At 66.0% G+C, this 24,033-nt stretch carries 20 protein-coding genes and 2 tRNA genes; 15 read left to right on the top strand and 7 right to left on the bottom strand.

Features of this window, described 5'->3' with window-relative positions; all coding sequences use genetic code 11:
• Positions 1-77: 77 nt before the first annotated feature.
• Positions 78-1,508, bottom strand: a complete 1,431-nt coding sequence (locus CLV29_RS03770; protein ID WP_133753708.1) for an APC family permease — start codon at positions 1,506-1,508, stop codon at positions 78-80.
• Between the two features lie 151 nt (positions 1,509-1,659).
• A complete protein-coding gene (locus CLV29_RS03775; RefSeq protein WP_133753709.1) occupies positions 1,660-2,949 on the bottom strand; it encodes a thymidine phosphorylase in 1,290 nt (429 codons plus the stop codon).
• A 65-nt stretch (positions 2,950-3,014) separates the two neighbouring features.
• Between CLV29_RS03775 and CLV29_RS03780 the strand changes: the two genes are divergently transcribed.
• From CLV29_RS03780 to CLV29_RS03820, 9 genes are all read left to right on the top strand, one after another.
• Positions 3,015-3,872: a fumarylacetoacetate hydrolase family protein gene (locus CLV29_RS03780; protein ID WP_133753710.1), complete on the top strand. Its 858-nt coding sequence runs from the start codon at positions 3,015-3,017 to the stop codon at positions 3,870-3,872.
• Entirely contained in the window at positions 3,869-5,368 is a 1,500-nt protein-coding gene (gltX, locus tag CLV29_RS03785) for a glutamate--tRNA ligase (RefSeq protein ID WP_133753711.1), read from the top strand. Before CLV29_RS03780 ends, gltX begins: the two co-directional genes overlap by 4 nt.
• A complete protein-coding gene (locus tag CLV29_RS03790; protein WP_133753712.1) occupies positions 5,365-6,252 on the top strand; it encodes a CPBP family intramembrane glutamic endopeptidase in 888 nt (295 codons plus the stop codon). The genes gltX and CLV29_RS03790 overlap by 4 nt, the downstream gene beginning before the upstream one ends.
• A gap of 131 nt (positions 6,253-6,383) precedes the next feature.
• On the top strand, positions 6,384-7,256 hold the full coding sequence (locus CLV29_RS03795; RefSeq protein WP_133753713.1) for a hypothetical protein: 873 nt from the start codon (positions 6,384-6,386) through the stop codon (positions 7,254-7,256).
• A gap of 108 nt (positions 7,257-7,364) precedes the next feature.
• Positions 7,365-7,436, top strand: a tRNA-Gln gene (locus tag CLV29_RS03800).
• Positions 7,437-7,516: 80 nt separating this feature from the next.
• A tRNA-Glu gene (locus tag CLV29_RS03805) sits at positions 7,517-7,589 on the top strand.
• Between the two features lie 217 nt (positions 7,590-7,806).
• Entirely contained in the window at positions 7,807-9,849 is a 2,043-nt protein-coding gene (locus CLV29_RS03810) for a type I restriction-modification system subunit M (protein ID WP_243831706.1), read from the top strand.
• Positions 9,849-11,201, top strand: coding sequence for a restriction endonuclease subunit S domain-containing protein (locus CLV29_RS03815; protein WP_133753714.1), 1,353 nt, complete (start codon positions 9,849-9,851; stop codon positions 11,199-11,201). Before CLV29_RS03810 ends, CLV29_RS03815 begins: the two co-directional genes overlap by 1 nt.
• Complete coding sequence (locus CLV29_RS03820) at positions 11,188-14,118, top strand: type I restriction endonuclease subunit R (protein WP_243831707.1); 2,931 nt, start codon at positions 11,188-11,190, stop codon at positions 14,116-14,118. The genes CLV29_RS03815 and CLV29_RS03820 overlap by 14 nt, the downstream gene beginning before the upstream one ends.
• An 18-nt stretch (positions 14,119-14,136) precedes the next feature.
• Here CLV29_RS03820 and CLV29_RS03825 read toward each other — a convergent pair whose 3' ends face one another.
• Together CLV29_RS03825 and CLV29_RS03830 are read right to left on the bottom strand one after the other, a co-directional pair.
• Complete coding sequence (locus CLV29_RS03825; protein WP_133753716.1) at positions 14,137-15,132, bottom strand: DUF3644 domain-containing protein; 996 nt, start codon at positions 15,130-15,132, stop codon at positions 14,137-14,139.
• A 614-nt stretch (positions 15,133-15,746) separates the two neighbouring features.
• A complete protein-coding gene (locus CLV29_RS03830) occupies positions 15,747-16,466 on the bottom strand; it encodes an IclR family transcriptional regulator (RefSeq protein ID WP_133753717.1) in 720 nt (239 codons plus the stop codon).
• 173 nt (positions 16,467-16,639) lie between these two features.
• Between CLV29_RS03830 and leuC the strand changes: the two genes are divergently transcribed.
• The 3 genes from leuC (at position 16,640) to CLV29_RS03845 (ending at position 19,458) form a co-directional block, all read left to right on the top strand.
• A complete protein-coding gene (gene leuC, locus CLV29_RS03835; RefSeq protein WP_133753718.1) occupies positions 16,640-18,055 on the top strand; it encodes a 3-isopropylmalate dehydratase large subunit in 1,416 nt (471 codons plus the stop codon).
• A 33-nt stretch (positions 18,056-18,088) separates the two neighbouring features.
• Positions 18,089-18,694 (top strand): 3-isopropylmalate dehydratase small subunit, encoded by a 606-nt coding sequence (gene leuD / locus CLV29_RS03840; RefSeq protein ID WP_133753719.1) that lies wholly within the window; start codon positions 18,089-18,091, stop codon positions 18,692-18,694.
• A gap of 179 nt (positions 18,695-18,873) precedes the next feature.
• Positions 18,874-19,458, top strand: coding sequence for an HU family DNA-binding protein (locus CLV29_RS03845; RefSeq protein ID WP_133753720.1), 585 nt, complete (start codon positions 18,874-18,876; stop codon positions 19,456-19,458).
• A gap of 105 nt (positions 19,459-19,563) precedes the next feature.
• On the opposite strand, the gene cofC is transcribed toward CLV29_RS03845, so the two are convergent.
• Complete coding sequence (gene cofC, locus CLV29_RS03850) at positions 19,564-20,220, bottom strand: 2-phospho-L-lactate guanylyltransferase (protein WP_133753721.1); 657 nt, start codon at positions 20,218-20,220, stop codon at positions 19,564-19,566.
• Between the two features lie 65 nt (positions 20,221-20,285).
• Between cofC and CLV29_RS03855 the strand changes: the two genes are divergently transcribed.
• From CLV29_RS03855 to CLV29_RS03865, 3 genes are read left to right on the top strand one after another with little or no spacing between them, the layout of a single operon-like run.
• Entirely contained in the window at positions 20,286-21,080 is a 795-nt protein-coding gene (locus tag CLV29_RS03855) for a lysophospholipid acyltransferase family protein (protein ID WP_208292745.1), read from the top strand.
• Positions 21,080-22,063: an NAD(P)H-dependent glycerol-3-phosphate dehydrogenase gene (locus tag CLV29_RS03860; RefSeq protein WP_133753722.1), complete on the top strand. Its 984-nt coding sequence runs from the start codon at positions 21,080-21,082 to the stop codon at positions 22,061-22,063. The genes CLV29_RS03855 and CLV29_RS03860 overlap by 1 nt, the downstream gene beginning before the upstream one ends.
• A 24-nt stretch (positions 22,064-22,087) precedes the next feature.
• Entirely contained in the window at positions 22,088-23,218 is a 1,131-nt protein-coding gene (locus CLV29_RS03865) for a D-alanine--D-alanine ligase family protein (RefSeq protein ID WP_133753723.1), read from the top strand.
• Between the two features lie 4 nt (positions 23,219-23,222).
• Here CLV29_RS03865 and CLV29_RS03870 read toward each other — a convergent pair whose 3' ends face one another.
• A complete protein-coding gene (locus CLV29_RS03870; RefSeq protein WP_133753724.1) occupies positions 23,223-23,699 on the bottom strand; it encodes a DUF3515 family protein in 477 nt (158 codons plus the stop codon).
• Positions 23,700-23,732: 33 nt separating this feature from the next.
• Complete coding sequence (locus tag CLV29_RS03875) at positions 23,733-23,969, bottom strand: Lrp/AsnC family transcriptional regulator (RefSeq protein WP_133753725.1); 237 nt, start codon at positions 23,967-23,969, stop codon at positions 23,733-23,735.
• Positions 23,970-24,033 lie beyond the last annotated feature (64 nt).

Consider the following 24,033-nt stretch of genomic DNA (forward strand, 5'->3'; position numbering starts at 1 on the left):
CGGGCAAGGGGGCGGGCCCGGAACCGGCGGCCGCGGACCGGTCACAACCGGTCGAGCCTTGCCACGACGGGTGCGGGTCAGGGGATCATGTGCGGCGGGATCTCCGACGGATCGTCCGGCCCCGGTCCGATGCCCTTCGAGCGCCGGTACAGATACATCGGGATCGACAGCAACACACCCAACAGCAGCAACCCGCCGGCCACCAGGTACTGCTGCGGATCGCGTCCGGAGACGGGTGTGACCAGGAATGCGCAGGCGAGAGCGCCGACCAGTGCTGCACCGGTCCAGGTGGTGAAGTGGCTGTGTTCGACCTTGTCCTTGCGCAGCACCAGGACCGCCACGTTCACCACCGCGAAGACGGCGAGCAACAGCAAGGAGGTCGTACCGCCGAGGATGGAGACCGCGTTGCTGCTGGCGCTGGAGACGTAGATGATCAGGCCGAAGGAGACCACGGTGGTGAAGATGATCGAGACGTAGGGGGTCTTGCGGCCCGGCAGCACCTTCGCCAGCACCGGCGGCAACACCCCCTGGCGGGCCAGTCCGTAGAGCAACCGGCTGGCCATCATCATGTTGATCAGTGCCGAGTTGGCCACCGCGAACATGGAGATGAACGGCAGGATCGCATCGGCCGGGATCTGCGGCGCGCCGGCGGCGACCACCTGCACCAGCGGCGGATCGAGATCGGGGTTGGAGAGGTCACCGACCGGGACCAGCGCGACCGCGGCGATCGACACCAGGACATAGATGATCGCGGTGATGGAAAGCCCGGTGAGCATGATCTTGGGGAAGATCCGGGACGGTTCCTTGCACTCCTCGGCCATGTTCACCGAGTCCTCGAAGCCGACCATCGCGAAGAAGGCCAGGGAGGTCGCACCGGTCACGGCGAGGAAGGTCGACTTGTCCTCGGCGGTGTCGAAGGCGATCACCTGTGACCAGTCGGCATTGCCGCCGACGATGGCGTAGAAGCCGATCAGGATCACCATCAACAGACCGGACAGCTCGATCAGCGTCAGCACCACGTTGGCGCCCACGCTCTCGGCGACGCCGCGCATGTTGATCGCCGCCACCAGCAGCATGAAGCCCAGCGCCACCCCGATGATCATGCCCGAGGACGGTTCGTCGATGTTCAGGCCGGAGGCGAGGTTGGAGGCGAATGCCCGCGAGGCGGTGGAGGCCGAGGTGATACCCGAACACATCACGGTGAAGGCCACCATGAAGGTCAGGAAATGGATCCCGAAGGCCTTGTGCACGTACAACGCCGCCCCGGCCGCCTGGGGATACTTGGTGACCAATTCCAGGTAGGAGAAGGCGGTGACGAAGGCCACGGCGAAGGCGATCAGGAACGGCACCCAGGCGGCGCCGCCGACCTCGGCTGCGACATCACCGACCAAGGCGTAGATGCCGGTGCCGAGGATGTCGCCGACGATGAAGAGCAGGAGGAGTTTCGGCCCCAGTACCCGCTTGAGCGGGGTGTCGGACTCCTCGGTGCTCGCCGTCTCTGCTGTCATCACTGCTCCCTCGAAAGCGTCACAACCAGCCGAACGGGGGCGTTCGGGTGCCGACAGCCTGTTCCGGATCGGCGGTGAGCGCAAGCGATTGGGGCCAAATCGTGATCTTGTCTCGTTCGATCGGCCGCTGCCTCGGCTCAGCAGCTTCGGTTCAGGAGATGCGTTCCAGGACGACCGGCCGTTCCTTCGGTGCGGTCTCGCCGATGGCGATCCCGCCGTCGAGATCGGCCAGTGCGGCCGCGAAACGGTCCGGGGTGTCGGTGTGCAGGGTCAGCAGCGGATCGCCCACCCGTACCCGATCCCCGGGACGGGCATGGATCTCCACCCCGGCGCCGGCCTGCACCGGATCCTCCTTGCGTGCCCGCCCGGCCCCCAGACGCCAGGCAGCCAGTCCGACGGCCAGGGCATCGAGCTCGGTGACCACCCCGTCGGTCTCGGCCCGTAGCTGTTCGGTGTGGGCGGCCTTCGGCAGGGGCGCGGTCGGATCGCCTCCCTGGGCGCGGATCATCGCCTGCCAGACGTCCATCGCCCGGCCGGAGGCCAGTGCCTCGGCCGGATCGGCCTCGATTCCGGCGCCGGCGAGCATCTCCCGGGCCAGGGCAACGGTCAGCTCCACCACATCGGCCGGACCGCCGCCGGCGAGCACCTCCACCGACTCGGCCACTTCGAGGGCATTGCCGACGGTGCGTCCCAGGGGGACATCCATCCGGGTCATCAAGGCGACGGTGTGCACCCCGGCCCGCTTGCCGATGTCGACCAGGGTCTTCGCCAGTTCCCGGGCATCGTGTTCGGTCTTCATGAACGCCCCGCTGCCGACCTTCACGTCCAGCACCAGCGCGCCCGTACCCTCGGCGATCTTCTTGGACATGATCGAGGACGCGATCAGCGGGATCGACTCCACGGTTGCGGTGACATCACGCAGGGCGTACAGCTTCTTGTCCGCCGGTGCCAGCCCGCTGCCGGCCGCGCAGACCACGGCCCCGACCTCGGTCAGCTGGGCCATCACCTCCTCGTTGGACAGTGAGGCACGCCACCCGGGGATCGACTCGAGTTTGTCCAAGGTGCCACCGGTGTGGCCCAGACCGCGTCCGGACAACTGAGGTACCGCAGCCCCACAGGCCGCCACCAGCGGTGCCAACGGCAGGGTGATCTTGTCCCCGACACCGCCAGTGGAGTGCTTGTCGGTGGTCGGGCGGGGCAGCGAGGAGAAGTCCAACCGGATACCGGTCTCGATCATCGCAGTGGTCCAGGTGTGCAGTTCGGCCGGATCCAGTCCGTTGAAGAAGATCGCCATCGCCATCGCCGACATCTGCTCCTCGGCAACCGTGCCGTCGGTGTAGGCGTTGATCAGCCAGGTGATCTGGTCGGCGCTCAGGGTATGACCGTCCCGCTTGGCGCGGATCAGGTCGACGACGGCATGCTCGGCAGACGAGGAACTCATCGTCGCAGTATGCCGCAGCCGGTCCGGGTTCGCCGTGGTGGTGACCGCGTCGATAGGCTGGCGCAATGCGCGTTGCACGATTCTCCACCGGTGATGCCCCTCGTTACGGGCTGGTCGAACTGGCCCGCGACAACGGGGAACATCCCGACACCATCGCGGTCCTGACCGGCGACCCGATCGCGATGCCGGTCCAGCTCACCGGTGAACGGGTCGGCCTCGACGCCGCCCGGCTGCTGGCGCCGGTGATTCCCCGGTCGAAGGTGATCGCGGTCGGCCGGAACTATGCCGATCACGCCAAGGAACTCGGCAACGAGGTGCCGAAGACCCCGCTGACGTTCTTCAAGCCGAACACAGCGGTGATCGGCCCGGGTGACCAGATCATCGCCCCGGCGGCATCGAAGGAACTGCACTTCGAGGGCGAGCTCGCCGTGGTGATCGGCAGGATCGCCTCCCAGGTGCCGGCCGAACGCGCCCAGGAGGTGATCTTCGGCTACACCGTCGGCAATGACGCCACCTTGCGCGATCTGCAGAAGTCCGACGGTCAGTGGGCCCGGGCGAAGGGTTTCGACACCTCCTGCCCGCTGGGGCCGTGGATCGTCACCCACTTCACGATCGAGGAGGCCGGGGAGCTCGCGCTCAGCAGCTCGGTCGACGGCCGGCAGCGGCAGTCCGGGAACACCTCCGACATGATCTTCCCGATCGCCCAGCTGGTGGAGTACATCAGCTCCTACACCACCTTGCTGCCCGGTGACGTGATCCTCACCGGTACACCCGCCGGGGTCGGTGAGCTCAGACCGGGTCAGCAGGTGAGTGTGCACATCGAGGGGATCGGAACCCTGACCAATCCGGTCGGTGAACCGGGTACACCGGTGGTCTCGGCGAGCGCCGACGAGGCGCCGCGGGCGGAAGGAGAGCAGGCATGAGCGATGAGGTACTCGGTGATCTTGCACCGACCGAGGTGCGGGTACGGTTCTGCCCCTCGCCGACCGGCAACCTGCACGTCGGCGGGGTACGTACCGCGCTGTTCAACTGGGCCTTCGCCCGTCACTACGGCGGGACACTGGTGCTGCGGGTGGAGGACACCGACGCCGAACGTTCGACCCGGGAGTCCGAGCAGTACCTGATCGACTCGTTGAAGTGGCTCGGTCTGGACTGGGACGAGGGTCCCGAGGTCGGTGGCCCCGACGGGCCGTACCGGCAGTCGGAGCGGTTCGACATCTACCGCGAGGTGGCAACCAAGTTGCTCGACGGCGGGTACGCCTATGAGTGCTACTGCACCACCGCCGAGGTCGAGGAACGGGCGAAGCTGCGGCCGAAGGGCGCTCCGTCGGGTTACGACGGGTTCTGCCGTGACCTGAGCGAGGACCAGCGTGCGGCCTTCCTCGCCGAAGGGCGCAAACCCGTGCTGCGGATGCGGATCCCCGACGGCGAGATCGCCTTCGACGACCTGGTTCGCGGGCCGGTCTCGTTCTCCTCGGAGTATGTTCCCGATTACGTGATCGTCCGCGCCAACGGGCACCCGCTCTACACCTTGGTGAACCCGGTCGACGACGCCTTGATGCGGATCACCCATGTCCTGCGCGGTGAGGATCTGCTGTCCTCGACCCCGCGTCAGTTGATCATGTACACCGCGCTCGGAGCAGTCGGGGTGACCGACGGCACCGTACCCCGCTTCGGGCACCTGCCGTTCGTCATGGGGGAGGGCAACAAGAAGCTCTCCAAGCGTGATACCGGTGGCGGTCTGGACGAGTACCGCAAGGCGGGTTATCTGCCGGAGGGCCTGTTGAACTATCTGGCGCTGCTCGGCTGGGCGATCGCCGACGACCGGGATGTCTTCAGCAAGGAGGAGATGGCGCAGGCCTTCGACATCCGGCGGGTCAACTCCAGTGCTTCCCGGTTCGACCCGAAGAAGGCCCTGGCGATCAACGCCTCGCACATCCGGATGCTGGGTCACGACGAACTGGCCGCCGCGCTGGTGCCCTACCTGGCCGAGGCCGGACTGATCTCCGATCCGCCCACCGATGCCGAACAGCAGCTGCTGAGCGCGACCGTGCCGTTGATCAACGAGCGGATCAACACCCTCGCCGAGGCGGTGTCGATGGCCGGCTTCCTGTTCGTGGCCGATGATCGGATCGAGTACTCCGAGGGTGCGTTCAAGCCGGCTGATGCAGAGACCCTGGCGGCGGCGCAGGCGGCCCTGTCGGAGGTCGAGTTCGATCATGCCTCGATCGAGATGGCCTTGCGGACCGCGTTGGTCGACGGTCTCGGCCTGAAGCCCCGGAACGCCTTCGGCCCGGTACGTACCGCGGTCACCGGTTCGAAGATCTCGCCGCCGCTGTTCGAGTCCCTCGAACTGCTCGGCCGCGAGTCCGCACTGGCTCGGATCGACCGGGCGATCGCTGTCGTACCGGCTGAGTGAGCCGGACCGCCCCGGTGCAGGAGCGGCCGGACCCGGGTCTGCGTTACACCGCCATGGTGCACCGCACCCGGCCGGGTGCCCTGCTGGCCGTGGCCCTGCTCGCCGTGGCCGGCTTCGTGATCATCAGTTCCCTGTTCTCCCAGGGACTGTTGACCGTGGGCTGGTTCGTCACCGGGCGTCCGGGTGAGTTGGCGGACTACCTCGCCGCCGGGCGGGCCTTCGAGACCCCGCTGGGGATGGTCGCGACCAACCTGGCACTGGGGTCCACCATCGCCGTCGCAGTCGGGTGCCTGCGGCTGCTGGGTCTCGGCCCGCGCTGGCTGATCTCGGTCGCCGGTACGGTCCGCCTGCGCTGGGCCGTCGTCTGCCTGCTGCCCGCCGTGATCATCTTCGGGGTGCTCGGGGCTCTCGGTATGGGTGCCGGAGAGGCACCGTCGCCGTACCTGTGGGCCTTCGTGGTGGTGATCGTGCTGACCGTACCCACCCAGGCGATCGCCGAGGAGTTGATCTTCCGCGGGGTGCTCGCCCAGGCGCTCGGCGGGATCGGCGGAGCGGTACTCGGCATCGTCGGTCCGGCTCTGGTGTTCGCGCTGCTGCACGGGTCGCAGGACCTGTGGTTGTTCCTCAATCGGTTCGGGTTCGGCATCGTTGCCGGGGTGATCGTGTGGTGCACCGGTGGACTGGAGGCAGTGATGGTCGCCCATGTGGTGAACAACCTGATCGCCTTCGGCATCGCCGCCTTCGGCCCCGGTGTCGCAGCCGCCCGCACCATGGCCACCATGAGCCCCACCGATGCCTTGCTCGGATTGGCCGGTTACCTGGTGTTCGGGTTGGTGGTGGTGGCGATCCAACGGATCCGCGGGCCGGTCGCCGTCACCGGTTGATCCGGTCGCTGCGGCGCCGGTCGCTCCGATCGGTGCGGCACTGCCTCGGCATCGGGTGGGCACTGTCTCGGCACCGGGTGGACGCCGCGCCGGGTTAGGCTCGAAGTGCCCGCTGAGCGAGGAGCTGCCCGATGAGCGAAGCACTGACCACCGTCCGGTCGACGCTGCACCGCCTGCGTGAGGACGGCACCGCCCGAATTGAGCTGGTGACCACCTTCTCAGCCGGTCCGTGGCCCCGCCGTCCGGGCCTCGACGACCCGGCAGCTGAGCAACCGCAGACGCCTGCCGATACCTCCACTGAGCGATCTGAGTCCGGTTCCGCGGCTTCCGCCGAGCAATCGGGGGTCGGGCCCGAGGCGTCCGCGAGCACCGGCACGGAGCCCGAACCACCCCTGGACGAGCTGTCGCGATTGGCCCGGACCGCCGTGGGCCTGGCCGGGCGTTCGGCGCTCGACCTGGGCAGGCGTGCCGGCCGGATCGCCTTCGCCCCGGCCCGTTCGCGGTGGGGACGGGTGAGCAGCCGCGGGGTGATCGACCTCGCCGCCTCCCGGGTCGGCCTGGGCGGGTCCTATGCCGAGGTGCACGAAGGTCGTCGGCGCTGGGGTGGTCGCCCCGGGAAGCCGCGAGGCGGTGACGGGCGGAGTTGGCCGATCGGGATCGAGTCGCCCCTGTGGCTGATCGGCGCGCTGGCCGGGGTGCAGACGGCCGATCCCGCCGTCGACGCCGATGGTGCGGCTCGCTACGCGGTGTCGGTCGATCTCGCGGCTGCCTCGGCTGCCTACGCCGAGGGCCTGCCCAGCCCGCAGGTGGATCGCTACGAGCAGCTCCTGGCGCTGCCGTTCCGGCTCTGGACCGACGATGGCGGGCGCCTGCAGCGGGTGCGCTATGTCGACACTTGGGCCATCTACGACCTGTACCTCAGCGATTGGGGGATCGATCTGTCCGGGTACGACTGGAGCGTGCTGCCCGAAGGCGGTGGCGTGCCCTTCGTCTCCCGCGGCTGAACCGCGTAGCGACGGGATGATCCGATTTGTTCCCCGGCGCCGGATCGAGTAACGTTTCTCGACGTTGCCGAGGCACTTGTGCGAAGGCAGCGAGCCTGTTCAGGCAGGTGGGGTATGGGGTAATTGGCAGCCCGACTGGTTCTGGTCCAGTTAGTCTAGGTTCGAGTCCTAGTACCCCAGCGAAGCCCAGTGCGAAGTTGATCCGATTCGGATTCTTCCACTAGGCTCTGCTGGTCACTCCGCAAGGAGTGGATGCGCTTGGCCCCGTTGTGTAGCGGCCTAGCACGCCGCCCTCTCAAGGCGGTAGCGCGGGTTCGAATCCCGTCGGGGCTACAAACCCGAAACCCCCTGGTCAGCCAGGGGGTTTCGGCGTTTCCGGGGGCAGAGCTCGCAGGCTCCGAAATCGGCTGGGGCAACACTGGGGCAACATTTGACGCCGAAGTCGCCCGGATGGGCGGTAGTTCGGACCCCTGATGCGGGAGGGTGCAACAGCGAACGCGCGGCGGGAAGGGCTGCACGCGTCATGGCGCTGTCTGCCGTAGGAGTGTCGGTGTCCTTGGCTACAGTCGTCTCGTCGCTCGGCCCCGACCTAGGGCCTGATCTCGCCAAGAGGAGGACTGTCTTGCCGCAAAGCTCCATCAACCACGCCCGCATCGTCGCGCTCATCTGGAACATCGCCGACGACGTGCTCCGTGACTTGTATGTCCGCGGCAAGTACCGCGACGTGATCCTGCCGTTCACGGTCCTGCGCCGACTCGACAGCGTCCTCGCACCGACGCGCGACGCCGTCAGGTCTATGAAGAAGATTCTGGACGACGCAGGGATCGCCGACCAGGACGCCCCGCTCCGCGACGCGGCCAAGCAGGACTTCTACAACACCTCGGGCTTCTCGCTGCAGGATCTGCGCCACACGTCCAACGCGACCCGGCTGCGGCAGAACTTCGAGGCGTACCTGGACGGCTTCTCGCCGAACGTGCAGGAGATCATCGACAACTTCGAGCTGCGCAACCAGCTTCCCCGCCTGACCAAGGCGGACGCGCTCGGCTCGCTGATCGAGAAGTTCCTCGCACCCGACCTCGACCTCTCGCCTGCGGGCATCGACAACCATGGGATGGGCACGGTCTTCGAGGAGCTCGTGCGCCGGTTCAACGAGGAGAACAACGAAGAGGCCGGCGAGCACTGGACGCCGCGCGACGCCGTCCGACTCATGACCCGGCTCATGTTCGAGCCGATCGCCGAAGCGATCCCCTCGGGCACCTACCGCCTGTACGACGGCGCGATGGGCACCGGAGGCATGCTGACCGTCGCTGAGGAGACGCTCCACCACCTGACGGAGCCCTCAGGCAAGAAGGTCTCCACCCACCTGTACGGGCAGGAGATCAACGCCGAAACGTACGCGATCGCGAAGGCAGACCTCATCCTCAAGGGCGATGGCCGGGCAGCGGACAACATCATCGGTGGACCGGAGTACTCCACGTTGTCGAACGACGCCTTCGCCGGGCAGGAGTTCGACTTCATGCTCTCCAACCCGCCCTACGGCAAGAGCTGGAAGACCGACCAGGACCGGCTCGGCGGCGCGAAGAAGATCATCGACCCTCGGTTCGTCGTCACCCACGACGGCGACAGCGACTACTCCCTCGTGACCCGCAGCAGCGACGGGCAACTGATGTTCCTTGCGAACCTGATCTCGAAGATGAAGCAGGGCACCGAGCTGGGGTCTCGGATAGCGTCGGTCCACAACGGGTCGTCGTTGTTCACGGGCGACGCAGGCCAGGGGGAGAGCAACATCCGCCGCTGGATCATCGAGAACGACTGGCTCGAGGCGATCGTCGCACTGCCGCTGAAGATGTTCTACAACACGGGCATCGCGACCTACGTGTGGGTGCTCACCAATCGAAAGGAGGAGCGCCGCAAGGGCAAGGTGCAGCTCATCGACGCCACCGGTTGGTCCACGCCGTTGCGCAAGAACCTGGGGGAGAAGGGCGTCGAGGTCAGCCCTGCCGATGCAGACAGGGTGCTCGAGGCGCTCAAGGCCTTCGACCAGTACGAGGACACCGACCGTTCCAAGGTCTTCGACGGGGCGGACTTCGGCTACCACAAGATCACTGTCGAGCGGCCTCTCCGGATCGCGGGGGCCGATCCCCAACGCGTCTACACGGCCAAGGAGATCAAGCAGCTCAAGGAGGAAGGTGTCCGCGACGAGACAGCTCCCGCCGTGATCCGGAAGGCACTGCCGTACGCCGCCGCGCCGGACCCGTTGCACGGGCGCTACGAGGCAACGATCGATGGCCGCGTGCGGGTCGTGGAGTATGAGCCCGACACTGAGCTGCGCGACACCGAGCAAGTACCGCTCACCGAACCCGCCGGTGACTGTGCCGACGGCATCGAAGCGTTCTTCCGCCGCGAGGTGCTGCTCTACGCACCGGATGCCTGGATCGATAACTCCAAGACCAAGGTCGGCTACGAAATCTCCTTCACCCGCCACTTCTATCAGCCAGCACCGATGCGCACGCTAGAGGAGATCCAAGCCGACATCCGCGCGCTCGAAGCCGAGACCGACGATCTGATCACCGAGATCGCGGGTGAAATCTGATGTTCAACGATCTTCCACGCTATGAGGGCTACACGGAGAGCGCGGTAGCGTGGGCACCTCCGCTGCCGCAGCATTGGCTGGTCGAACGAGGAAAGTCATTGTTCCGTCGTGTGCAGCGAGCGCCAGATGAGTCCGATGGTGTGGTTACGTGCTTTCGTGACGGCGTAGTCACTCTTCGCAGCCGTCGTCGTACCACTGGGTTCACCGAGTCTTTGAAGGAGATCGGATACCAAGGGATTCGACGCGGTGATCTTGTGATTCACGCGATGGATGCATTCGCGGGAGCAGTCGGTGTCTCTGATAGTGATGGCAAGGGGACACCCGTGTACAGCGTCTGCGTGCCGCGACGCGAAGCCAACCCGTACTACTTCGCGGCTGTGGTGCGTGAAATGGCAAGAACCTCGTGGATTCACTCGTTGGCGAAGGGCGTTCGCGAACGATCGACGGACTTCCGTTTCGATGCTTTCGCTGTGCAACCGCTGCCTGTTCCGCCGCCAGCAGAGCAGGCAGCGATCGTGAAGTACCTCGCCCACGCGAACGCCCGCATCGACAAGGCCATCGCCGCAAAGCGCCGTCTTGCCGCATTGCTGCGCGAGGAAGAAAAAGTCGTCAGCCAGGATATGTTCGCTGCTCTAGATGCGCCGATTGTTCGAGCAAAGGACGTTTGTCTACGCATCATCGACTGTAAGAATCGAACGCCAGAGTATGTGGCCGACGGCAGGTTTCATGTGATTCGGACTTCGTGTATCAGGTCGGGGAAGTTCTCGATGGAGGGAAGCTACCCTACGGACGAGCAAAACTTCCGCGTGTGGACTCAGCGAGGAGTCCCGGAATTCGGTGATGTCTTCTTCACGCGTGAAGCTCCCGCAGGAGAGGCTGCTCTGGTGCCAGAGGCTATTGACGTTTGCCTCGGTCAGCGGATGATGCTGTATCGGCCCGACCCCGCCAAGATTCGCTCTGAATACTTCATGCACGCGATCTACGACGAACCTGCTCGTGGGTTCATAAACGTGGCAACAAACGGCAGTACCGTTGGACATCTTCGCGTGGGAGATGTTGGCGCGATTCCGGTACGTGTCCCAGAGCTATCGGTGCAGGACCAGGTGCTCCAGAAACTTCGCGATGTGGCCACTTCGACAACGCGCGCCGTGGAAAGAGCCCTGCAAGAAGTACGTCTTCTCCAGGAGTTCCGCACGCGCCTGGTCGCTGATGTTGTTACAGGCCAGGTCGACGTTCGTGCCGTTGCTGCGTCCTTGCCTGACGCTCCGATCGACGGCGCAGTCCCAGAACTGGGAGACGGACTTGAGGATGTGCTGGACGAAGGTGAGGGGGAGCGTCTTGCATCTCAATGAAGAGAGCTTGGAAAGGCTGATCGTCGATCAGATGGTCGCTGGCGGTTGGGCTGAAGGTGCGCCAAGCGACTACATGGCTTCCTATGCGATCGATCTCGGACACTTCACCGCGTTCGCAGAGCAGACGCAGCCCGACTTGACCGAAGCACTCAGTCTCGATGCCGAGGGCCCTACGCGCCACAAATTTCTTTCTCGCTTGCAAGGTGAGATCACGCGGCGCGGAGTCGTTCATGTGTTGCGTAACGGGGTTGACCACCACGGTCACCATATTGACCTGTACTACCCGACACCTGCACCGGGTAACGCTAAGGCTGCGGAGATGTTCGAGGCGAACCGCTTCGTCATCACTCGGCAGGTCCACCACAGCGTGACGAACACGGGTGACGCGGTAGACCTCGTAGCATTCGTAAACGGCCTGCCGGTGTTCACATTCGAGTTGAAGAACAACATCACGAAGCAGACGGTTGATGACGCCGTGCAGCAGTACCAGCGTGATCGTGACCCTCGCGAGCCGCTGTTTGCCTTCGGGCGGACGATCGCTCACTTCGCAGTCGACGACCAGCGTGCCCGCTTCTGTACCGAACTCAAGGGCACGTCGTCGTGGTTCCTGCCGTTCGACCAGGGCTTCAACGATGGCGCAGGAAATCCTCCCAACTCTGACGGTGTGATGACCGACTACCTGTGGCGGCGCGTACTGTCGCCGCACAGCCTCGCCGGGATTATCGAGAACTACGCTCAGATCGTCGTCGAGAAGAACCAGAAGACGGGCAAGAAGAAGTCGAAGGCGATCTTCCCCCGCTACCACCAGCTCGACGTCGTGCGGCGATTGCTCGGCGATGTCGAGGCTAACGGTGCCGGTCGTCGGTACCTGATCCAGCACTCCGCGGGCAGCGGCAAGTCGAACTCGATCGCGTGGCTCACCCACCAGCTCACTGAGACGACCCACGAGGGCCGGGTCGCGTTCGACTCGATCATCGTCGTGACCGATCGCATCATCCTCGACGATCAGCTCACCCAGACCATCAAGGCGTTCCTCCAAGTCGGGTCAACGGTGGTCCACGCCGACAAGTCCGGAGACCTGCGGCGCGCGATCACCGCTGGCAAGAAGATCATCGTCACGACGGTGCAGAAGTTCCCCTACATCCTGGATGACATCGGGGCTGACCACCGCGACCGGACCTTCGCGATTGTGATCGATGAGGCGCACTCCTCCCAGGGGTCCAAGACCTCGGCGGCCGTTTCGCGGGCGCTCGCAGGCATGGACGCGGAGGACGAGGACACCGTCGAAGACCGGATCAACCAAATCATCGAGGGCAAGAAGTTGCTGCCAAACGCCAGCTATTTCGCCTTCACGGCGACGCCGAAGAACAAGACGCTTGAGATGTTCGGCGAGCCGGTCCCGAATCCTGACGGCAGCACCGGCTTCCGTCCGTTCCACTCGTACACGATGAAGCAGGCCATCCAGGAGGGCTTCATCGTCGACGTGCTGGCCAACTACACACCGGTTGGCAGCTACTACAAGCTCATGAAGACCGTGGAGGACGACCCCGAGTTCGACGCCAAGCGCGCATCGAAGAAGTTGCGCGCCTACGTCGAGGGCAACGAGCACGCGATCGCCCAGAAGGCCGACATCATGGTCGACCACTTCCTCGCCCAGGTCGTCGCCAAGCGCAAGATCGGCGGTCAGGCGCGCGCGATGGTCGTCACGTCCTCGATTGCGCGCTGCATCCAGTACTTCCACGCGATCCGCGACGCGTTGGCCGCTCGGAAGAGCCCGTACCGTGCCGTGGTCGCGTTCTCCGGTGAGCACGAGTACAAGGGCATGAAGGTCACGGAGGCCAGCCTCAACGGCTTCCCCTCCAACGCGATCGCTGAGCAGGTCAAGACCGACCCGCACCGGATCCTGGTCGTCGCCAACAAGTTCCAGACCGGCTACGACGAACCGCTGCTGCACACGATGTACGTGGACAAGATGCTCTCCGGTGTCATGGCAGTGCAGACGCTGTCCCGGCTCAACCGGGCCCACCCGGCCAAGCACGACACCTTCGTGCTCGACTTCGCCAACGATGCCGACGACGTCCAGGGGGCGTTCGAGCCCTACTACCGCACCACCCTCCTCGCCGAGGAGACCGATGCGAACAAGCTGCACGACCTCATCAACGACCTCGACTCCTTCGCCGTCTACACGCCCGAGCACATCGATGAGTTCGTCAGGCGCTACCTGGCGGGGGAGCCGCGCGATCGTCTGGACCCGCTCCTCGACGTCTGCGTGGCGGAGTACATCGAAATGCCCGACGAGGACGACCAGGTCCGGTTCAAGGGCAGCGCCAAGGCCTTCCTACGCACGTACAACTTCCTCTCCACAGTCCTGCCGTACGGCAGCGCCGAGTGGGAGAAGCGGTCGATCTTCCTCGACCACCTGGTGCCCAAGCTCCCGGCACCCAAGGATGAGGACCTGGCCGCCGGCATCCTCGAGAACATCGACCTGGAGTCCTACCGCGCTGAGAAGCTCAACGCGATGAAGATCGTGCTCGACGACGAGGACGGCTCTTTGACGCCCGTGCCTGCCAGCAGTGGCGGCCACCGGCTGGACCCTGAGCTCGAACGGCTCTCGGCCATCGTCCGCAGCTTCAACGACCACTTCGGCAACATCGAATGGAACGACGCCGACCGGGTCGAGCGCTTCATCACCGAAGAGATCCCGCGTCTGGTCTCAGAGGATGAGGCCTACCGCAACGCGCAGGCGAACGACGATCCCGTGAACGCTCGGGTCGAGAGTGACCGTGCCCTGAGTCAGGTGATGCTGCGCCTCATCGCCGACGACACTCAGCTGTTCAAGGAGTTCCAGGACAACAGCAGTTTCAAGCACTGGCTTGCCGAAGCCGTGTTCAACGCGACCTACAGGAAGGGTGCGTGAGCTCCCTCGGGGGCAGCCTCAGACCCGCTTGCTCTGGAGATATGCGTTGTACTCAGATCGCACTTGGTCGTAGTACCCGTCCTCGAGTTTGGCCATATGGTTCACGGCGTCGCCAGACCAGACATGAGTTGCGGCGTTGCCGTGCTTCCATGCCATGCGAGGATCATCTCGAAGGTGCTCCTTCCAACAGAGCGCTTGGTGGTCGCGAGAATTGAGCTCCCTACCTGCGCGTTTCGCGTTGACGCGTTGGAGCAACTCGGTGGCGCTGTAGGGGTGCGTCTGGTTGGGGTCAGCCTTCCTCACCACGACCTTCTCCCCGTCATTGGCCACGGCTACCTCGAGGTCGCGACTCGTCACAGTTTTCGTCGACCGGAGGTGGACGTCGTAGACGGATGCCACGCGCTGCATGTCGCCTCCGGCGGCTTGTGCTTCGTCGAGCAACCTGCGTAAGCCGTCGATGAACTCTCGCACCTCAGCGACTGCGGACTTGGATGGGTCGGCCTTCATGAACTGGATCGGCTCGGACGGGGTTCTTGCACCCAGGGGCAGCAGCTGCCATGTGATGGAGTCCGCGAGATCCTTGTTGAACCGGTCGAGCATGTAGTCCCGGTAGTTGAGCACACTCGTCTGCATGAACGGGTAGACCATCTCTCCGAGGTCGGCCGCGTAGAGGTGTACGGCACGGTTGCGGTATTCGACAAGGGCGCTCACGTTCGCGGCGACTGCGGTGCCATCGACACCAGGCGGGAAGAGGTTGTGGTTGAGGGCCTGCTTCAAGGCGTCCTCGACTGCCAGGGTCCGGTACGGCTGGCCGGTCTTCTTCCTGTAGAAGACGCGCTTCTTTGCCTGCTTCAGGGCAGCCTTCAATGCGAGTTCCCAGGCGTTCACGATGAGCACGACGGTGACCTCGTCGCGATACTCCATCCGCGGCTTGTTGTAGACCTCGATGGCCGACAGCATCGCTGAGAGCGAGTTGGCGACCAAGCGACGACTGGAGACGTAGGGCTGCGCCATGCTTCACCTCGGGCAGTTCGACGGGTAACCCGAGCGTAGACGTCGACGCCGACGAGGGAGCCGCATCCCCGTCACGCACTCCTCCAAGTACGGTGGCCGGGGACCGCCACTCGTGCAGAGCATGCACGTACTTGAGCGGGGGCCCACCCCAGCAGTCCGTGGCTGGGATGTCCGCGACGCGAGGTGCGGACGGCCCCGATTGGGGCAACACTGGGGCAACATGCGAGCTCAAAACGCTCATCTGGGCCCGTTGGTCCTCAACAACGAGATCCCTTGGCGTACAGGGTGATTCAGTGATTCTCAACAGATCTCGACACCGTCGAATCTGGCGATTTTCGCACTCTCAAGGCGGTAGCGCGGGTTCGAATCCCGTCGGGGCTACAGGTGAGATCCCCGGTCAGAACATGTTCTGGCCGGGGATTTCCTGCGTTCCCGGCGGGAGTCGATTCCGCGGCGAACGCTCGTGAGCGACCAAACAAACGTCACACTCGATTCCGCGGCCCCAGGGCAGATCGCGTGGCGGCAAACCGGAGCTCCGGGTGTTCGCGATCGAGTGTGACGTTTGTTTGGTCGGGCAAGCGCTCCTGCCTGGTCGGGGACCGGGGGCGCCGCACTCAGTCGTTGTTGCGGCGCAGCACCTCGGACAGCCGGTCGGCCGCAGCCACCACTGCCGGGGCGTGCATCCGGCCCGGTTGCCGGGTGAGGCGCTCCATCGGCCCGGAGACGCTGACCGCGGCGATCACCTTGCCGCTGGGGGAGCGGACCGGCGCCGAGACCGAGGCCACGCCCGACTCCCGCTCGCCGATCGACTGCGCCCAGCCGCGGCGTCGGATGTTGGACAGTGCCGCAGCGGTGAACTTGGCATCGCGCAGCCCGCGCTGCATCCGTTCGGGTTCCTCCCAGGCGAGCAGCACCTGGGCGGCCGAGCCGGCCTGCATGGTCAGCTGTGATCCGACCGGGACGGTGTCGCGCAGGCCGGAGCTGCGTTCGGCGGCGGCCACGCAGACCCGGGACTCGTTCTGCCGCCGGAAGAGCTGGGCGGATTCGCCGGTGATGTCGCGGAGCCGGGCCAGGACCGGTCCGGCGGTGGCCAGCAGTCGGTCCTCACCGGCGGCGGAGGCCAGTTCGGCCAGCCGCGGACCGAGTACGAACCGTCCCTGCAGATCCCGGCCCACCAGCCGGTGGTGCTCCAGGGCGACGGCCAGGCGATGCGCCGTCGGCCGGGCCAGTCCGGTGGCGGTGACCAGGCCTGCCAAGGTGGTCGGACCGGATTCCAGAGCCGTCAGCACAACGGCCGCTTTGTCGAGAACGCCGACCCCGCTAGTGTTGTCCATGTGCTGATACTGCCGTCTCGGATGCTGGAATGCAAGTGATACGGTGAGCACGGATCCCGAGGGGTGTTCCCCTCACGAACGGTCGGCCCGGTGGTCGATCGATGGACAGGACGGTACGCCGATCCCGGTCATGAGGACATCGTGGTCGGTCACCGAGAAGTGGAGAAGGACTGATGGGACGCACACTGAGTGAGAAGGTCTGGGACGACCATGTCGTCCGTTCCGTACCGGGTGAACCGGACCTCCTCTTCATCGACCTGCACCTGGTGCACGAGGTCACCAGCCCCCAGGCCTTCGACGGGCTCCGGCAGGAGGGCCGCAAGGTCCGTCGGCCCGACCTGACGCTGGCCACCGAGGACCACAACACGCCGACCCTGAACATCAACCTGCCGATCAAGGACCCGACCTCGCGGACCCAGGTCGACACCCTGCGGAAGAACGCCGCGGAGTTCGGCGTCCGGATCCACAGCCTCGGCGATCCCGACCAGGGAGTGGTGCACATCATCGGGCCGTGGCTGGGGTTGACCCAGCCGGGGATGACCGTCGTCTGCGGGGACTCCCACACCTCCACCCACGGCGCCTTCGGTGCTCTCGCCTTCGGTATCGGCACCTCCGAGGTGGAGCACGTACTGGCGACCCAGACGCTGCCGCAGGCCAAGCCCAAGACCATGGCGGTCAACGTGGTCGGTGAACTGGCCGAGGGGGTCACCGCCAAGGATCTGGTGCTGGCACTGATCAGCCAGGTCGGTACCGGCGGCGGCCAGGGGTACGTCGTGGAGTACCGCGGTCCGGCGATCGAGAAGTTGTCGATGGAGGGTCGGATGACCATCTGCAACATGAGCATCGAATGGGGGGCCAAGGCCGGCATGATCGCCCCCGACGAGACCACCTTCGCCTACCTGGAGGGGCGCCAGCACGCGCCGAAGGGTGAGCAGTGGGAGGCGGCCAAGGACTACTGGCGCACGCTGCGCACCGATGACGATGCGGTCTTCGACGCCGAGGTCGAGCTCGATGTCAGCGAGTTGTCACCGTTCGTCACCTGGGGAACCAATCCGGGACAGGGCATCGCGCTGAACGATGTCGTGCCCGATCCGGCCGACTTCGCCGACGAGAGCGAGCGGACGGCCGCCGAGCGGGCACTGGAGTACATGGGGCTGAGCGCCGGTACGCCGCTGCGGGAGATCGCCGTGGACACCGTCTTCGTCGGCTCCTGCACCAATGGTCGGATGGAGGACCTGCGGTTGGCCGCCTCGGTGATCGAGGGACGCAAGGTCGCCGATGGGGTGCGCATGCTGATCGTCCCCGGGTCGGCCCGGGTACGGCTGCAGGCCGAGGCCGAGGGTCTGGACGCGATCTTCCTCGAAGCCGGTGCCGAATGGCGGGCGGCCGGCTGCTCGATGTGTCTGGGTATGAATCCCGACCAGTTGTCCCCGGGGGAACGCGCGGCATCGACCTCCAACCGCAACTTCGAGGGAAGACAGGGCAAGGGCGGGCGTACCCACCTGGTCTCACCGGCCGTCGCCGCAGCCACCGCGGTGCTGGGACACCTCGCCGGACCGGCCGATCTTCCTCAGCCCTCGCTGGTCTGAGCGGCCCTCGATCCACGACGAAGGAAAACGATCATGGAAGCTTTCACCACCCACACAGGGACTGCAGTGCCGCTGCGCCGCAGCAATGTCGACACCGACCAGATCATCCCGGCCGTCTACCTGAAGCGGGTGACCCGGACCGGGTTCGCCGACGGTCTGTTCTCGGCCTGGCGATCCGATCCCAGCTTCGTGCTCAACCGTCCCGAACATGCCGGCGCGACGATCTTGATCCCCGGTCCCGACTTCGGCACCGGATCGTCTCGTGAGCACGCGGTCTGGGCATTGATGGACTACGGGTTCAAGGTGGTCATCGGATCCCGTTTCGGCGACATCTTCCGCAACAACTCCGGCAAGGCCGGTCTGCTGATCGCGGTGATCCCCGAAGCCGATGTGCACAAGTTGCAGGAACTGATCGAGGGCGATCCCTCCCTGGAGGTCGAGGTCGACCTGGAACAGCGGACGATCACCGTGGCCGGCTGGACCATCACCTTCGAGATCGACGACTACACCCGCTGGCGGTTGCTCGAGGGGCTCGACGATGTCGCACTGACACTGCGTCATGCCGACGACATCTCTGCCTACGAAGAGAAACGGCTGCCTTTCAAGCCGACGACCCAGCCGGTTCCCAGCTCCTCCTGAGGCGCCGGTCCGGGGCGGTGTGCCCTTGCCGGATTCCCCGACAGTTCAACGACTGCGGGGAATCTGGCATGTCGTCGTTGTCAGGGCTGCCCGGCTTGTCTAGCGTATGAGCAGCATTCGTACCTCGAATGCTCCGAAACCCTTTTCCTGACAGGGTCCGTTCGACTGAGAAGGACAACGTGAACAAGGCTGAACTGATCGAAGCACTGGCGCCGCATTTCGACGGCAACAAGGCCGAAGCGGGTCGTGCGCTCAACGCCGTGATCGAAACCATCACCTTCTCCACAGCTCGGGACGGCCGCGTGTCGATCACCGGCTTCGGAGTCTTCGAGAAGATTCGTCGTCCTTCACGGATGGTCCGGAACCCGCGTACCGGTGAGCGCAAGCGAGCCAAGGCCACCAACATTGCGCGCTTCCGTCCCGGGTCGGAACTGAAGGCCTACGTCACTGGCGAGAAGAAGCCGCCGCGCGCGACCAGGAAGTCGACCGCAGCCAAGGCCGAGGCAGCACCGGCGAAGAAGACCACCGCCACCAAGGCACCGGCGAAGAAGACGGCCACGAAGGCCGCGGCAGTGAAGGCTCCGGCGGAGACCGCCGCGAAGAAGACCACCGCGAGCAAGGCGTCGGCGAAGAAGACCACCGCCAGCAAGGCACCGGCGAAGAAGACGACCGCCAGCAAGGCGCCGGCGAAGAAGACCACCGCGAAGAAGACCACCGCGAAGAAGACGACGGCCAAGAAGGCGACGCGCAAGAGCAGTCGCTGAACTCCCGACCTCGGTCAAGATCAACGTCGACGGTGATCGACGACGAGGTCTGATCAGCGATGTGGACGACGACGGGTGGGTCCGAGCGGGCCCACCCGTTGTCGGTCAATGATGATCAACATCGCGCAACAGGGCTTCGGTGCGTGTTCCCAGGCCCATCCCGGCAGCCCGCCGCAGATCATCCAGGGTGTCCACGTCCAAGCGGGCATCCGGCCAATTCTCCGGCGCCGGATCGGCCGCACCCGAGCGCAGGTGATTGTCGGCCGAACGTCCCTCGAACCGGGGATCCAGGTCGCGCGGCCCGCGCAGCGCGCGGGCCAGCAGCATGGTGGTACCGAATCCGGCGGCATCGCGCAGGAACAAGCGACGTTGCTGCGGCAGTGCTCCGACGAACTGATCGACACTCGCCGAACGCAGTGCCGGGAGATCGGCGACCGATGCCAGCACCTCGGTGATGCCGTGATCGAGGAGATGAGCGGCCCCGGCGGTGAATGCCGCGTTCAGGTCCCGCCCCGGATCCGGCACCAACTGCGCGCTGCCCACCGGGGGCAGACCGTCACCGACGACCACCACCACCGGGATCACCGCCTGCAGTGCCGTCACGGTGTCGACCAGCATCGACCAGGCCAGTTCGCGGCGGAACCCGACCTCGGCGTCGATCCTGCTCTTGGCCAGATGCAGCGACTTCAGCGCAACCACGGCACCCAATGGACGCCGGACCTGGCCGGCTGTTCGGTCGGACAACGGACTCGGATCGGGCACCGAACGATCTTGCCACGCCGGGCCCTACAGTGGAGCCAGTGCACGAACCGAAGGGACCGGCCCGGATGAGCGAACCGAGGTTGGCTGTTGCCGACCCAGCAGCCCTGCCGATACGTGCGGTGAATTCCGAGCCCGCCGAAGTCGGTCTGCGGGTCACCGTGACCGCGCTGGCCGCGATCATGAGGCGGATCACCCGCAGGGACTGGCGGGACCGGAAGAAGGTGCCGCGAACCGGGCCGGCGATCTTCGTGGTCAACCACATCTCGAACATCGATCCGCTGGTCTACGGCCACTACATCGCCTGGGCGGGCCGGTGGCCGCGCTTTCTTGCCAAGGCATCGATCTTCCGTACCCCGGTCGTCGGCTGGGTGGCCCGTGCCTGCGGCCAGATCAAGGTGGACCGCGACCGGGCCGACGGCGGTGGTGCGATGGCCGAGGCCGCAGCCGCCCTGGCCGCGGGTGGTTCGGTCTCCATCTACCCCGAAGGAACGATCACCTTCGATCCCGATGGCTGGCCGATGAACGGTCGTACCGGCGCTGCCCGACTCGCCCTGGAGACCGGTGCACCGCTGATTCCGGTCGCCCAATGGGGTGCCCAGGACATCCTCGGGGGCAAGAAGCTCACCTTCCCCAGGTTCTTCCCGCCGCGTACCGTCCACGTGATCACCGGTGACCCGGTGGACATCGATGATCTTCGCGGTGAACCGCCGACGGCCGGAACCTTGTTGTTGATCACCGACCGGATCATGGATTCCCTGACCGCACTGGTCGGCGACCTCCGGCAGGAGCTTCCCCCCCGTGGGCGGTGGGATCCGCGACTGCGACGTCGGGTGGTCCGCCGACACCGGGAGGAACGCTGATGCGGGTGGCAGTTCTGGGGGCCGGGGCCTTCGGTACGGTCCTCTCCCTGGTCTTCGCCGACGCCGGCCATGAGGTCCGGTTGTGCGGTCGGCGAGCCGACCAGGCCGATGAGATCAACGAGCGGCGCACGAACGAGCGCTACCTGCCCGGGATCGAGCTGCCGCCGATCCTGGCCACCACCGACCAGCAACTGGCCACCGACGGGGTGGAGGTGGTCGTCCTGGCGGTGCCGGCGCAGACCATGCGGGAGAACCTGCAGCACTGGCAACTTCCTGCGGAGGCGTTGATCGTCTCCGCGGCCAAGGGACTGGAGGCCGAGACCGGTGCCCGGATGAGCGAACTGATGCTCGATGCCGGCATCGATGCCGAACGGCTGGCCGTGATCGCCGGCCCCAACCTGGCCCGGGAGATCGGAGCCCGGATGCCCACCGCTGCGGTGGTCGCCGCGTACTCGAACGAGACCGCGGTACGGGTACAGCGTTCCCTGCACTCGCCATACTTCCGGCCGTACACGAATCTGGACGTCGTCGGTTGTGAGTTGGCCGGTGCAGCGAAGAACCCGATCGCCCTGGCCGTCGGCATGATCATCGGGCGTGGTCTGGGGGACAACCTGCTGGGAACGGTGATGAGTCGCGGGCTGGCCGAGGCAACCCGGTTGGGGGAGGCCCTGGGTGCCGATCCGCACACCTTCGCCGGACTGGCCGGGACCGGTGATCTGGTCGCCACCTGTTACTCGCCGCTGTCACGCAACCGCAGTTTCGGCGAACGCCTGGGCCGGGGGATGCCCGTCGCCGAGGCGCTGGCCGCGAGCTCCGGTGTGGTCGAGGCGATCCCGACCTCCGGGTCGTTGGCGGCGCTGGCCGATGAGGTCGGTGTCGAACTGCCGATCATCTCCCGGATCGCCCCGGTGATCGAGGGTCAGATCAGCCCGGACGAGGCGCTGGATGCCTTGATGTCCCGGCAGGTGAAACCCGAACGATGACCGATTTCGGCTAGGGTCGCCAGCGTGAATCAGCCCCATCCAGACACTGCCCGACACGACAGTGGTCGACCGCTCCGGGTCGGTCTGATCTTCGGCGGCACCAGTTCCGAGCACGGTGTCTCCTGTCTCGGCGCCGCCGCCGTCGCCCAGGCGATCGACTCCACGAAGTATGAGCTGGTGGGTGTCGGGATCACCCGCCGTGGCCGCTGGCAACGGGTCGGGTCCGACGACCTGCGCGGGTTGCAGATCCGCGACTCCGTGCTGCCCGAGTTGCCCGAGGGCGGTGGCCCGGAGGTGGTCCTGCGAGGGACCGGCCAGGGCCCCGTCCTGTGGACCGAAGCGGGGGAGGAACCGCTGGACGTGGCGTTCCTCATGTTGCACGGGCCCGGTGGTGAGGACGGCGCGATCCAGGGCTTCTGCGAGAGCATCGGGTTGCGCTACACCGGCTCGGGGGTCGCCGCCAGTGCGGTCGGCATGGACAAACACCTGATGAAACTGTTGTTCGACTCCGCCGGTATCCCGATCGGCCCGTACGTCGCGATCACCCCCGACCGGTGGGGTGCCGATCCCGAGGAATGCCTGCGGCAGGTGTCGGGCCTGGAGTTCCCGGTCTTCGTCAAACCCGCCCGCGCGGGCTCCAGCCAGGGGATCACCCGGGTGAGCGAACCGGCTGGGTTGCGGGCGGCGATCGAGGTGGCCCGCGAACATGACCCGAAGGTGGTCGTCGAACAGGGTTTCGTCGGCGCCCGGGAGATCGAGTGCGGTGTGTTCGACAGCGGTAACGGTCCGCAGGTCTCGGTGCTCGGTGAGGTCGTGATGCACGGCAAGGACGGGTTCTACGACTACGAGTCGAAGTACACCCCCGGTGACGAGGTGAGCATCGTCGTCCCCACCCGTGTCGATGCCGGTGTCGAGGAGCGGATCCGCGGACTGGCCGCCGAGGTGTTCGCCGTCCTCGGTTGTGAGGGCCACGCGCGGGTCGACTGCTTCCTGACCGCCGACGACCAGGTGATGATCAACGAGATCAACACCCTGCCCGGTTTCACCGCCACCTCGATGTTCCCGCAGGTGTGGCAGGCCAGCGGGATCGACTTCACCGCCCAGATCACCCGGCTGCTGGAGTGTGCGATGAGCCGGTCGGTCGGACTGCGCTGAGGTCCTACACGCAGGGCTGGACGTTCTCGTCGTGGTCGTTGATCGTCTGCGCGAGATCGACCAGGGCATCTGCCTCGGGGGAGTGCTCGGACGGCACACTGACCTGCACCGGCACCGTGCGCCCGAGGGTGGTGAAGACCCAACCGGGTTCGGCCTCCTCGGCGTACCAGCCGACGCCGTTGACCTCGAAGCACTGCGCGTCGGGACCGGCCGATGCCGGGAGTTCGGCGCCGCAGGTGAGGACGATCGCCGGTTTGCCCCAGGCTGCCGTCCAGCGGCCCGGCTCGGTGTCCCGACGGGGCTGACCGTCGACGGTCTCGGGCAACTCGGACATCACCTTCGCGCAGGTCTCGGCGGCTTCGGCCGACAGCTCGGGATCAGCGGCCTGGACGGCGCCCGAACATCCGGTCAGGGCCAGCAGCCCGCCTAGCGCGGGCAGCGCGTACCGGCGCAGGCGCAGCGCGGGGGCGGACGGGGTCATCGAGATGGCGGCCGGTCGTTCAACCGTGGCCGATCAGAGCTTCACCACGGGACAGGTGACGGTACGGGTGATGTCCTCGACCGTCTGCACCTTGGCCACCACCATGGTGCCGAGCTCGTCGAGATCGGCGGCCTCGGCACGGACGATCACGTCATAGGGGCCGGTGACGTCCTCGGCCAGCACGACACCGGGAATCTGGCGGATCGTCTCGGCCACGGTGGCGGCCTTGCCCACCGTCGTCTGCACCAGCACATAGGCTTGGACCGTCATCTGAACCTCCATCTCGTCACCGCCGGATGGCTCCGGGACACCGGGCCACCGTGTTGCAGCGCCG

The organism is Naumannella halotolerans, assembly GCF_004364645.1.
Classification (GTDB): Bacteria; Actinomycetota; Actinomycetes; order Propionibacteriales; family Propionibacteriaceae; genus Naumannella; species Naumannella halotolerans.

What these genes read in the sequence shown, in the direction of transcription:
- CLV29_RS03770 (WP_133753708.1), bottom strand. Translation starts at nt 1,508, where the DNA reads ATGACAGCAGAGACGGCGAGCACCGAGGAGTCCGACACCCCGCTCAAG.
- CLV29_RS03855 (WP_208292745.1), top strand. Translation starts at nt 20,286, where the DNA reads ATGAGCGAACCGAGGTTGGCTGTTGCCGACCCAGCAGCCCTGCCGATA.
- CLV29_RS03870 (WP_133753724.1), bottom strand. Translation starts at nt 23,699, where the DNA reads ATGACCCCGTCCGCCCCCGCGCTGCGCCTGCGCCGGTACGCGCTGCCC.
- CLV29_RS03860 (WP_133753722.1), top strand. Translation starts at nt 21,080, where the DNA reads ATGCGGGTGGCAGTTCTGGGGGCCGGGGCCTTCGGTACGGTCCTCTCC.
- CLV29_RS03795 (WP_133753713.1), top strand. Translation starts at nt 6,384, where the DNA reads ATGAGCGAAGCACTGACCACCGTCCGGTCGACGCTGCACCGCCTGCGT.
- CLV29_RS03875 (WP_133753725.1), bottom strand. Translation starts at nt 23,969, where the DNA reads ATGACGGTCCAAGCCTATGTGCTGGTGCAGACGACGGTGGGCAAGGCC.
- CLV29_RS03775 (WP_133753709.1), bottom strand. Translation starts at nt 2,949, where the DNA reads ATGAGTTCCTCGTCTGCCGAGCATGCCGTCGTCGACCTGATCCGCGCC.
- CLV29_RS03825 (WP_133753716.1), bottom strand. Translation starts at nt 15,132, where the DNA reads ATGGCGCAGCCCTACGTCTCCAGTCGTCGCTTGGTCGCCAACTCGCTC.
- CLV29_RS03830 (WP_133753717.1), bottom strand. Translation starts at nt 16,466, where the DNA reads ATGGACAACACTAGCGGGGTCGGCGTTCTCGACAAAGCGGCCGTTGTG.
- leuD (WP_133753719.1), top strand. Translation starts at nt 18,089, where the DNA reads ATGGAAGCTTTCACCACCCACACAGGGACTGCAGTGCCGCTGCGCCGC.
- CLV29_RS03780 (WP_133753710.1), top strand. Translation starts at nt 3,015, where the DNA reads ATGCGCGTTGCACGATTCTCCACCGGTGATGCCCCTCGTTACGGGCTG.
- leuC (WP_133753718.1), top strand. Translation starts at nt 16,640, where the DNA reads ATGGGACGCACACTGAGTGAGAAGGTCTGGGACGACCATGTCGTCCGT.
- CLV29_RS03815 (WP_133753714.1), top strand. Translation starts at nt 9,849, where the DNA reads ATGTTCAACGATCTTCCACGCTATGAGGGCTACACGGAGAGCGCGGTA.
- gltX (WP_133753711.1), top strand. Translation starts at nt 3,869, where the DNA reads ATGAGCGATGAGGTACTCGGTGATCTTGCACCGACCGAGGTGCGGGTA.